The sequence below is a fragment of the Limosilactobacillus avistercoris genome (genome assembly GCF_014836425.1).
GTDB lineage: Bacteria > Bacillota > Bacilli > Lactobacillales > Lactobacillaceae > Limosilactobacillus > Limosilactobacillus agrestimuris.
Window position 1 is genome coordinate 48017 of the sequence record NZ_JACSQW010000003.1, and the last position, 11881, is coordinate 59897.

Below are 11881 nucleotides of genomic sequence, written 5' to 3' on the forward strand. Positions count from 1 at the left end.
TTCCTCCTATCGTTCTGTAACAACCACTGTGATGTGACTAGTCCGCTTGTTAATTGGTGAAGCGGAACCCTTGGCACGTGGACGGAACCGCTTAAGGGTTGGTCCTTCGTTTGCAAATGCTTCGCTAACTACAAGTGAAGCACGATCCAAGTCAAAGTTGTTTTCAGCGTTTGCAACAGCAGATTTTAATACTTTTTCAACATCTGAAGCGGCACCACGAGGAGTGAACTTCAGAATAGCAAATGCTTCGGCAACGCTCTTACCGCGAATAGCGTCTAAAACAAGACGAACTTTCCGTGCAGAAACACGAACCATCTTAGCAGTTGCCTTAGCGGATGTAATGTTTTCAGCCATGTCTATAGTTCACCCTCCTTACTTAGTTGCCTTGTCATCAGCTGCGTGACCATGGAAAGTCCGTGTTGGAACAAATTCACCAAGCTTGTGACCAACCATATCTTCTTGTACGTAAACTGGCACATGCTTACGACCATCATATACAGCGAAAGTATAACCGATAAAACTTGGGAAAATTGTTGAACGACGTGACCATGTCTTGATGACAGTTTTCTTATCAGAACCTTCTTGTTCCTTAACCTTCTTTAATAGAGAAGCGTCAGCGAAAGGTCCTTTCTTCAAACTACGACCCATTTAGTGTACCTCCTCTCGGGTATTTGAGCGATATTTAATCTTAACGAGTATGTGGACCGCGCTTCCGACCACGAACAATGAACTTGTTTGAACGAGCCTTGTGTGAACGAGTCTTCTTACCAGCGGTCTTCTTACCCCATGGAGATAGAGGAGATGGTAAACCAACAGGTTGCTTACCTTCACCACCACCATGTGGGTGATCATTAGGGTTCATAACAGAACCACGAACGTGTGGACGTTGACCAGCATAACGAGTACGACCAGCCTTACCCTTAATAAGCAATGCATGTTCATCGTTACCAACAGTACCGATAGTAGCACGGCAAGTTGCAAGAACCATCCGAACTTCACCAGATGATAGACGAACAAGTACATACTTTTCTTCCTTACCAAGCAATTGAGCAGAAGCACCAGCTGAACGAGCTAATTGACCACCCTTACCTGGCTTTAATTCAATGTTGTGAATAACAGTACCAACTGGGATGTTCTTTAATGGAAGAGCATTACCAACCTTGATATCAGCTTCTGGACCAGATTGAACTGTCATACCAACTTTAAGACCCTTAGGAGCGAGGATGTATGACTTAGTACCATCAGCGTAAACAAGTAAAGCAATGTTAGCAGTCCGGTTTGGATCATATTCGATTGCCTTAACAGTTGCAGGTACATCATCCTTAATCCGCTTAAAGTCAATGATACGGTATTGACGCTTTACACCACCACCACGGTGACGAACAGTAATGTGACCGTAACTGTTACGACCAGCCTTGTGCTTCAAAGGAGCCAATAATGACTTTTCTGGAGCTGACTTTGTAATTTCAGCAAAGTCATAACCGTTCATATTACGGCGACCGTTAGTAGTAGGTTTGTACTTACGAATTCCCACTATGTTTTCCTCCTTTTTTTAATGATTAGTTTTCACTGTCGTTAAACAGTTTGATTTCATTTGAATCGGCAGATAAAGTAACAATAGCCTTACGACGACGCTTAGTGTAACCAACGTAACGGCCTTGACGCTTCTTCTTACCCTTTAAGTTCATGATGTTTACCTTAACAACCTTAACACCAAAGACTTCTTCAACAGCATTCTTTACTTGTGTCTTAGTTGCTCGTAAATCAACATCGAATGTGTAACGCTTGTCGTCCATACCGGCCATTGAAGCTTCGGTAACTACTGGACGTAAGATAACTTCGCGTGCTTCCATTATGCGAGCACCTCCTCTACTTGAGAAAGAGCTGACTTAGTGATGACGATCTTTTGACTGTCAACAACACTTAAGATGTTAACACCAGCTGGTGTAACAACAGTGGCATTTGCCAAGTTGCGAGCAGACAAAGCAGCGTTCTTGTCATCATCAGTAACAACAACCAGTACCTTTTCGGCAACCTTAAGGTTATCCATAACTCCTGCAAATTCCTTAGTCTTTGGTGCATCAAAGTTTAATGCATCAACAACAACTAATGCGTTGTCTAGAACCTTTTGAGAAAGGGCAGACTTAATAGCAAGTTGACGAACCTTGCGAGGAAGGCTGTACTTGTAAGAACGTGGAGTAGGTCCGAAGACGATACCACCACCACGGAATTGTGGTGAACGGATTGAACCTTGACGAGCACGACCAGTACCCTTTTGACGCCATGGCTTCTTACCACCACCGCTAACAGCTGAACGGTTCTTTACGGCATGTGTACCTTGACGCATTGCAGCACGTTGACGAAGAATGGCTTCGAATTCGGCATTTTCATTTGGTTCAATACCAAAAATGTCAGCATTCAAATCGATAGTACCGTTTTGGCTACCATCTTGCTTGTACAAATTAACGCTAGTCATTATTAACTTCCTCCTTTCTTAATTATTTATTGTGTTGCTTGCTCAGGCTCTTCTTAGTGTTAGCCTTCACAGAGTTCTTAATAGTAACGTATGACTTGTTAGCACCAGGAACGTTACCTTTAATTAAAAGAACATTGTTATCAAGATCAACCTTAACAACTTCAAGGTGTTGCATAGTGACAGTCTTGCCACCCATACGACCTGGTAACTTCATACCCTTGAAGACACGGTTAATGATTGGTCCTAATGAACCTGGACGACGGTGGTAACGAGAACCGTGTGACATAGGTCCACGTCTTTGGTTGTCCTTGTGAATGTTACCTTGGTAACCATGACCCTTTGTAACACCCGTAACGTCGACAGTTTCACCTTCATTGAAGACATCAGCCTTAACTTCGTCTCCAACCTTGATGTCATCCCCTAATTTAGCGTCACGGATTTCACCGATGAAGCGCTTAGGGGTCGTGTTTGCTTTTGCTGCATGACCTTGTTCGGGCTTGTTGCTCAAGATTTCGCGCTTATCATCAAAACCAAGTTGAACAGCGTTGTAACCATCGTTTTCAACAGTCTTGATTTGCATAACAACGTTTGGTGTTACGTCAATAACAGTAACTGGTACCAATTCACCGTTGTCAGTAAAAACTTGAGTCATCCCAACTTTTTTACCTAAGATTCCTTTGGCCATGAGTACACCTCCTAATAAAATTTAATTTAATTCAGAATAATAATTACAATTTAATTTCGATATCAACACCACTTGGAAGATCAAGCTTCATAAGTGAATCAACAGTCTTTGGTGTTGGATCAACAATATCAATCAAACGCTTGTGAGTGCGCATTTCAAATTGTTCCCGAGACTTCTTGAACTTGTGTGGTGAACGGAGAACAGTGTAGATAGTCCGTTCAGTTGGCAACGGGATAGGACCTGAAATTTGAGCACCTGTACGCTTTGCAGTTTCAACAATCTTGTCTGCTGATTGATCAAGAATACGGTGTTCATAAGCCTTTAACCGAATACGAATCTTTTGTTTTGCCATTATATTCCCTCCTTCGTCAGATTTAAAATTTGACTAGCTCCGCGGAAATTACCGCCACATCCTGTGGCAAAGCGGCCGGGTGTGTCGCAACCTTCCGCATCATCGCTTCGCAGCTTAATTTCGTTTGGGGGTATATGAAATTATTCCCCTTGAACTCAAGCACCTATCCATAATACTAAAGAATGATTGTTATATCAACCTTTTTAAGAAATTAATTTCAATTTTTTCTTTACAAATTGATTGCAGGCCCGAAATTTTCTTGCAATAATTTCTTTGTTTTTGCCGTGTTTGTCCTAACAAATGCTAAAATATGATCATTGTACAATCATTTTAAGGAGTTAGTTATGGAGTTTTCGTTTAAGAAAAGATCAGTAAAAAAGCTGTACCTTGAATACACAGTCCTTTTTCTCTTTCTTGCGCTATGTATTTTCGGTACATATTTAATAACTGGTCATAGTTTTATTTGGAGTAAGGATGCTTTAAATCAGCACCTACCACTATTAGCCAAGTATCGTGAAGCAGTCATTAACTTCTTCCACCATCCAGGAAGACTAAATTTCTGGTCTTGGCAATTTGGGTTAGGTTCCGATACTTTTCAAGTTTTTTCCTACTATAATATAGGAGATATTTTTTCGTACTTAGCATTACTTTTTCCGGCGCATAAAATAACTCGCGCCTATCAATTTATTAGCATTGTTCGAATGTACTGTGTCGGCCTGTCTTTTGTCTATTTCGCTCAACATTTTAAGTTTAGGAATACGACTATCCTTGCAGGAGCCACTGCCTACTTGGTAAATTCATTTCTGTTATATGCATGTGTTGCTCAGCCGTTCTTCACAACACCCTTTATTCTTTTTCCTTTAATAATTGTTCAAATTGAACGAATTTTGCAGGGCGGCTCAGCATGGCCATTAGCTGGTGCCTTTACCTGGATGCTAATTAGTAATTACTATTTAGCGTTTATTCTCGGTATTGGCTCACTAATTTATCTTATTCTGCGAGTTATTACTAAATACCGCAAAAGCCTTAATTATCTTCAAGTACTTATTAAGCTTGCCTTTGCTACTATTACTAGTCTGCTCTTATCAGCAATTATGTGGATCCCAGAACTAATTGCCGTTAGTCATTCCACACGACTTGGTGCACAATTTGCAAATGGCCTAAAAGTTTATCCACTTTACTATTATCTTTTCTTACCTAAACAACTAATTAATGGTGATCAATGGTCATTTATGTTCTGGAGTGCTTTAGGGATTGCTTCAATTGGCTTCATCGCTCTGGTGTACGTTTATATCTATGCTAAAAAGTACCCATTAATAACGATCAGTTTAAGACTTGCCCTCATTATGCTCCTCATCCCTGCTGTTGGAGCTACCTTTAACGGAATGATGGCTGCTTCAAATCGTTGGACACTTCTTATTTACCTCCCCTTATCAATGGCAATCTGTTTATTGGTAGAAAATGCTCATTCACTTTCTCACCATTCATTAAAGATCATTTCCTTTGCAACAGGAATTTATGTAGCCATCCTTCTTCTTACATTCCTTTTTGAAAACGAAAATGATATTGTTATCCCACTCCTCTTCCTGCTAACTTCCTTACTTCTTCTCTGGCTAATTAGTTTTCACCGTCTTCCTCATCCCCAACTATGGCTTTTGAGTATTATTGTCTTAAATGCTGGATTCAATGCAATTTATGCATCCTTCCCTTACAATGGTGATTTCAGTACTAAAATGCTTAGCCGTGGTCAATACCAACAAATGATAGCAATGCGGTATGGAGGACTTGATCAAGGACTGGAACGAACACCCTCTTACCGGGTTTCAACAATTAGTGAAAATCAAATTATTGACGTTCCAACCATCGATAACGATCTCACTTCTGGACTTCATAATATTGATTCATATTATTCATTACAAAACCAATACTTAGGGAACTTTAGTACAAGCTTACAAAATAACCAGTATCAGGCTAACGTTCCCCTTCGCCAGGTTGACGATCGAACTGTCTTAAATAACTTCTTAGGTGTTAAATACCTCTTTGTCCAAAGTGACGGTGAAAATGCTACAAAGATTCCTGAAGGATACTTCTTAGATCAATCATCCGAACCAATTATTAACTATGATTCTGGTCAACCTAGTGATATTCAGGATAAAAAGGACTTCATCCCCACCCAAACAAATCGCTACAAAACTAACAATACCTTCCCACTAATTTATTGGCAGGATAGCTATATTAGTCAAAAGCGTTACCAAAAATTATCCCCGACTGAGAAAGAACGGGCACTCGCAAGTGGGGTTGTTGTTAACCAAGAAAAGGTTACTAAGGGAATAAAACAAGCAAATCTCAATAATCACGTTTATAAATTAAAGAGTAACCTGATCTCAAATCGCTTAAACAAAGTTAACCCCGAGCACTTGAAGTATACAGATAGTGAAGAGAAGTATCATATTGAACTTCCCCAGTTAGCCAATTCAACTCTCCGGCGGAAACTTCGGAGCTCTGAACTTCATATTGAATTCAGTCAAATTAAGTTCACCCCATTCTCAATGAAAGAACAGATTAAGTACGAACAACAACATTTACAACAAATGGCCACTAATCCAGGAAGTATGGTTAACTATAAGTACAACCAGTACCGGTACTGGCGCTACCATATTCTTAATGGTTCACCTGATATCAGTTTTAAGATTAACGTTGGTAGTCGCTTTGGAACTGCAACTATTAATCAGCCAAAGCAGAGTACCTTATCCTTCTTTAAGCAGGTTAAAAACACAACGTTAAATATTGGTTACTACAATGGCGGTCTCCCTGATAAACTATCATTTCAACCAACAAAACTCGGTACTTACCGGTTAAAGTACCAAGTAGTCGCTGAAAAGCTTGATAATCATTATCATAAACAAGTAGCAACCATTCAACAGCATCGTTTACGCAACCTTAAATTTAGCCCGAATAAAGTCCAGGGAACAATCACCACTAACAAGAAAGGAATATTGACATCCTCAATTCCATACTCAAGTGGTTGGAGTGCTTCCGTAAATGGAAAAACTGTCAAAACAGTCAGGACAAACCAAGCTTTCTTAGGAATTCCCCTTCCTGCGGGAACTCACCGGGTAACCTTTAACTACCAATTACCTGGTTTCCGTACGGGAATTATTATTAGTATCATTGGTTTAATCTGGACTGTTCTAGTCGCTATCCTGTCACTAATCTTCAATAAAAAAATGTAGAGAATATTAAGGGGCTGTGACATAAGTTATCTACACAGTTAAAAAATACTACAGCGCAGTACACAAAGAGGCTCTAGCGTTCGGAAAATCCGAACACTAGAGCCCTCTTTGTGCTTGCGGGGGTTACCAGAGGCTAGCTTCGCGTCGAAAAACGAACTAGCAAGCTAGTTCTGTCTCACTCCCTTTTATTTACTAAATTTTAGCTCGCTTTGGCATCAAAAGATTAAGAACAATTGCTGTGATTGCTGCCATCGCAACTGGTGAGCCTAAAAGGTACTGAATCATTTGTGGCGCACCATGAACAATCTTTTGTGGAATTAATACCAAGGCAATTGTAATGACAATCGGTAGTCCAATGATGTAAAGATCACTTTCCCGAACCTGTAAGTTTCGAATAACATTTAGCCCATTTAGCATAATTGTTACTGTAATAATTGCAAAGACACCACCAATTACTGGCGCTGGAATAGCAGCTAGAAAGGCAGAAAGCTTTGTACAGAAGCCTAGAATTACAAACCAAACACCAGCGGCAACAAAGACAATTTTACTTGCCACTCCGGTAATTGAAATAATTCCCGCATTTGTGGAATATCCAGTAACCGGTGTTGAGCCCGTAATCGTAGCAATTAAGCAGCTAAGGCCTTCACCAATAATTCCCCGATTCCATTGCTTATCGGTGATTTCATGATTTGTTACGGCCCCCATCGCAAACCAAGTTCCTGTCGTTTCAGTAGTTAAAATGGCATAAATAATGATAAACGTAAAAATTGCAGTCATATCAAAGTGGATCCCCCAATGGAAGATTGTTCGTTGAGGAAGGCTAAACCAAGGAGCGGCTGCAACTGATGAAGCGTCAAATCGTCCCATCGAAGCACTAATTACAGTTCCCGCTAACAAAGCAATAACAATTGAACCGGTCTTAAATAACTTTTGAACTTTAGGAAAACGAATACTAATCGCAACACACACGATCAAAATTGCGGCTGTAATTCCTGCCAATTCCATATTCTGGTAAACATCACCCTTAGCTTCAAAAATGTTGTCATTCAAAGCTGAAGGAATCAATGATAACCCAACACAGGTAATAATTGTTCCACCAACAACCGCTGGAACTAAACGGTTAATAATTTTTTGGAAAAAGCCACTTAAGCCCAAAAGAATTAAAAGAATTGCCCCAACAAGTAAGGCTCCCATTAGCGTCGCCATTCCGCCACCATGAAGACCGCCACTCGCAAGAACCACTCCGGCAGCTGCAGTTAAAGGAACAAATGATGGTCCCTGAGATACGGGCATTTTCATAAAGTACGCAGTTTGTAAAATTGTACCAATCCCACAAGCCAGGAACGTTGCTTGAAGTAGTCCAGTAGAATCAGCGGCTCCCATCGTTAACAGTCCAGCCAAAATAATTGGTGGCACATAAACGTCCATTGCCAAAACGTGTTGTAATCCAAGTAGAATTGCTTCACCAGTAGGAACCTTTTCATCTGGTCCAATCAGTAATTGTGCCTTTTCATCCATTAAAATATCCTCCTAATCTTTTCCGTATACTCTCTTTCCTGCAACATAAACACTTTGAATATCCTGTTGCTCAGTCTGATACATTAAACGTTGAAAAATATCAGCACTTGATAGCTCCATCAACCTTTGATGACCATTAACAATTTGAAAATCTGCCTGAAAGCCAGGAACTATCTGGCCCGTTTTGAGATGAAGTGCTTTTGCTCCGCCAACAGTAGCAAGGTAAAAAGCATTAGCCATTGTTATCCTTGAGCCTGTTACCCCACGTTGTTCAACTGGCTGGGAACTATCAACTCCATCCGTAAGCATTTGAGATGATTTAACCGCCTGCCGAATATTATGGTAAAGGCTTGGTGAATATCCCCCAGATATATCGCTCCCTAGTCCAACCCGGTTTCCAAGTCTTAAGAGCTTTTTGGTGGGTAATACACCATTACCAAAATAAATATTAGAAAGCGGACAATGGGCAATCGTTGTTCCTCGTTGACGGACCGTCGTTAAATCAGCAGCCGTTAGTTGAGTTCCGTGTGCCATGACCGACTTATCCGTTAAAAGGTGAAACCGATCCATAACTGCAGTATCATGCATCCCAAATCGCTTAATTGCATATTCATGTTCCCAATTGCTCTCACTTAAATGCGATTGAATAGGTAAGTCATATTGGTGCGCTAGTTGGCCTAAACCAAGCAATGCCTTATCAGTACAGCTAGGAACAAAGCGTGGTGTAATAACTGGCATAACGGTTGCACTCGTGTTCTTTCTTAACTCAAGAATCTCCTGAATAAACTTCTCTGTATCCCTAAGCGCAGCTGCTGAAGTTTGGTTACGATAATACGTTGGCGTTTGGTCGGGATTATCCATAACCACCTGGCCAACAAACGCCCGTAGTCCATAATTGACTGCTTGCCGTGCTAATTCAAGATTTGCATCGTTATGGATAGTGCCAAACATCAATGCTGTTGTAGTTCCTTGGCTAAGCAATTCATGGATAAAATCATGGTAAACGCGACGCGCATAACCTTTATCAGTAAACCGAGCCTCCAACGGGAACGTATAGTGATTTAACCAGTCAGATAACGGAAGGTCAAGTGCTAACCCAGCTTGAGGCCATTGGGGAGCATGAACATGAAGGTCAATAAATCCAGGTAATAAATATTGATTCGCCTGTAATTTAATCAGCCGGTCTTTTTCCCTTGCTTCATTCAATAAAGCTAAATATTTCTTATCATCTGGGGATAATGTTCGGCTTATGGTCCCACTATGATCAATACAGATTAAATTATCTTTATGAACTTCTACCTCATTAACATCTTTAGAAGTATAGTAAGTCCCACAAATAACTAGGTTCTCCATTAAATAGTTCCCTTTCACTAAATTTGTATTCCTAGATTAACACGAACTATTTTATTTGTAAAGAACTAATTATTCGCTTTTAACTAATAAAAAAGAAAAGAGCTTAAAGACTAATTCGTCTTTAAGCTCAATTTAAGGCTTAATTAGCAACTACTCTTAGTTGTTGCCGCTTTCCTTAATAATCTTTTCTTGAACAGACTTAGGAACAGCTGAGTAGTGATCGAAAGTCATAGTGAAGGTACCACGACCCTGAGTAGCAGAACGAAGGGCAGTAGCGTAACCGAACATTTCTGAAAGTGGAACAAATGAGTGGATTTGTTGAGCATTACCACGTTCTTCCATACCATCAATGGTACCACGACGAGCAGTAACTTGACCCATAACATCACCCATGTTGTCTTCAGGAACAACGATATCAACCTTCATGATTGGTTCAAGGATAACTGGATCTGCCTTCTTAGCAGCATTCTTCAAGGCAAGTGATGCAGCAACCTTGAAGGCGGCCTCACTAGAGTCGACTTCGTGGTAACTACCATCGTAAAGCTTAGCGTGCATATCAACAAGTGGGTAACCTGCTAATACACCGTTTTGCATAGCTTCCTTCAAACCTTGTTCAACGGCAGGGATAAATTCACGAGGAACAACACCACCAACGATAGCGTCTTCGAATTCAAATCCTTTACCTTCTTCAAGTGGTGTAAATTCGATCCATACATCACCGTATTGACCCTTACCACCAGATTGACGAACGAACTTACCTTGTGCAGATACCTTCTTAGTAAATGCTTCACGGTAGGAAACTTGTGGCTTACCAACAGTAACTTCAGCGTGGAATTCACGACGAAGACGTTCAACAATGATGTCCAAGTGAAGTTCACCCATACCGGCAATCAAAGTTTCACCAGTTTCAGGGTTAGTTTCAGCCTTGAAGGTTGGATCTTCTTCAGCCAACTTTTGGAGACCCTTGTCCATCTTATCTTGGTCAGCCTTTGACTTAGGTTCAACGGAAACTTGGATAACTGGGTCAGGGAAGTCCATTGATTCAAGTTGAAGTGGGTGATCTGGATCAGTCAAGGAATCACCAGTACCAGTGTTCTTCAAACCAATAGCAGCGGCAATATCACCAGAGAATACTTCTGGAATTTCGTGTTGTTGGTTAGAGTGCATTTGAAGCAAACGACCAATACGTTCACGCTTATCCTTAGTAGCGTTAAGAACGTATGAACCTGATTGAAGTGAACCAGTGTAAACACGTAAGAATGTCAAACGACCAACGAATGGGTCAGTAGCAATCTTAAATGCCAAAGCAGCGAATGGCTTGTCATCACCGGCAGTCAATTCAACTTCATTACCATCAGCATCGTGAGCAACGAATGGCTTAACATCAAGTGGTGATGGTAAGTAGTCGATAACAGCATCAAGCATCATTTGGATACCCTTATCCTTGTAAGCTGAACCAGCCAATACAGGGAAGAGCTTTTGTTCCAAAGTACCCTTACGAATAGCAGCCTTAATTTCATCAACAGAAATTTCGTCACCTTCAAGGTACTTTTCCATGATGTTGTCATCAATGTCAGCTAAGGTTTCGATCAAAGCATCGTGACGCTTTTGAGCTTCTTCCTTCATATCATCAGGAATGTCAACAGTGTCCCAGCTAGTACCAAGCTTATCTTCATCGTAAACATAAGCAACCATCTTAACTAAGTCAACAACACCAGAGAAAGTATCTTCGGCACCAATTGGCATTTGGATTGGCAATGGAGTAACGTTCAAACGATCCTTGATAGTTTGAACTGAGTAATCAAAGTTGGCACCAACCTTGTCCATCTTGTTAGCGAACACGATCCGTGGAACATTGAAGTCATCAGCTTGACGCCAAACAGTTTCAGTTTGTGGTTCAACCCCAGCTTGGGCATCAAGAACAGTTACGGCACCATCAAGAACCCGAAGTGCACGTTCAACTTCGACAGTGAAGTCCACGTGTCCTGGGGTATCGATAATGTTAATCCGGTAATCCTTCCAAACGGCAGTAGTAGCTGCGGAAGTGATAGTGATACCACGTTCCTTTTCTTCATCCATCCAGTCCATTTGTGAAGCACCATCGTGGGTTTCACCAATCTTGTGAATCTTACCAGTGTAGTAAAGAATCCGTTCAGTGGCAGTCGTCTTACCGGCATCGATATGGGCCATGATACCGATGTTACGAGTCTTGTCAAGAGGGTATTCACGTTTGTTAGCCATCTTAAAAGTGTATCTCCTTCCAG

The 11881-nt window shown here is 40.9% G+C and carries 11 protein-coding genes; 1 reads left to right on the plus strand and 10 read right to left on the minus strand.

The genetic code is table 11. The features are described from left to right. Positions 1-6: 6 nt before the first annotated feature. From rplV to rpsJ, 7 genes are read right to left on the minus strand one after another with little or no spacing between them, the layout of a single operon-like run. The gene (gene rplV / locus H9564_RS01685) at positions 7-354 is read right to left on the minus strand and encodes a 50S ribosomal protein L22 (protein ID WP_003664558.1); all 348 of its coding nucleotides are present in this window, start codon (positions 352-354) and stop codon (positions 7-9) included. Between the two features lie 18 nt (positions 355-372). Further along, on the minus strand, positions 373-648 hold the full coding sequence (gene rpsS, locus H9564_RS01690) for a 30S ribosomal protein S19 (RefSeq protein WP_191683826.1): 276 nt from the start codon (positions 646-648) through the stop codon (positions 373-375). A gap of 40 nt (positions 649-688) precedes the next feature. Continuing rightward, on the minus strand, positions 689-1534 hold the full coding sequence (gene rplB / locus H9564_RS01695; protein WP_191683827.1) for a 50S ribosomal protein L2: 846 nt from the start codon (positions 1532-1534) through the stop codon (positions 689-691). A 25-nt stretch (positions 1535-1559) separates the two neighbouring features. Next, positions 1560-1853 (minus strand): 50S ribosomal protein L23, encoded by a 294-nt coding sequence (gene rplW, locus H9564_RS01700; RefSeq protein ID WP_191683828.1) that lies wholly within the window; start codon positions 1851-1853, stop codon positions 1560-1562. Next, positions 1853-2476: a 50S ribosomal protein L4 gene (rplD, locus tag H9564_RS01705; RefSeq protein ID WP_191683829.1), complete on the minus strand. Its 624-nt coding sequence runs from the start codon at positions 2474-2476 to the stop codon at positions 1853-1855. The genes rplW and rplD overlap by 1 nt, the downstream gene beginning before the upstream one ends. Before the next feature lie 22 nt (positions 2477-2498). After that, on the minus strand, positions 2499-3161 hold the full coding sequence (gene rplC, locus H9564_RS01710) for a 50S ribosomal protein L3 (protein ID WP_191683830.1): 663 nt from the start codon (positions 3159-3161) through the stop codon (positions 2499-2501). Positions 3162-3204: 43 nt separating this feature from the next. Beyond that, a complete protein-coding gene (gene rpsJ / locus H9564_RS01715) occupies positions 3205-3513 on the minus strand; it encodes a 30S ribosomal protein S10 (RefSeq protein ID WP_003716651.1) in 309 nt (102 codons plus the stop codon). A 344-nt stretch (positions 3514-3857) separates the two neighbouring features. On the opposite strand from rpsJ, the gene H9564_RS01720 reads away from it, so the two are divergent. Further along, complete coding sequence (locus H9564_RS01720; RefSeq protein WP_191683831.1) at positions 3858-6746, plus strand: YfhO family protein; 2889 nt, start codon at positions 3858-3860, stop codon at positions 6744-6746. 192 nt (positions 6747-6938) lie between these two features. Here the strand turns inward: H9564_RS01720 and H9564_RS01725 are convergent, their stop codons facing one another. The 3 genes from H9564_RS01725 to fusA all read right to left on the minus strand — a co-directional run bounded on the left by H9564_RS01725 (position 6939) and on the right by fusA (position 11858). Then, positions 6939-8264, minus strand: coding sequence for a uracil-xanthine permease family protein (locus H9564_RS01725; RefSeq protein ID WP_191683832.1), 1326 nt, complete (start codon positions 8262-8264; stop codon positions 6939-6941). Positions 8265-8276: 12 nt separating this feature from the next. Then, on the minus strand, positions 8277-9617 hold the full coding sequence (gene guaD / locus H9564_RS01730; RefSeq protein WP_191683833.1) for a guanine deaminase: 1341 nt from the start codon (positions 9615-9617) through the stop codon (positions 8277-8279). A gap of 156 nt (positions 9618-9773) precedes the next feature. After that, a complete protein-coding gene (gene fusA / locus H9564_RS01735) occupies positions 9774-11858 on the minus strand; it encodes an elongation factor G (protein WP_191683834.1) in 2085 nt (694 codons plus the stop codon). Positions 11859-11881 lie beyond the last annotated feature (23 nt).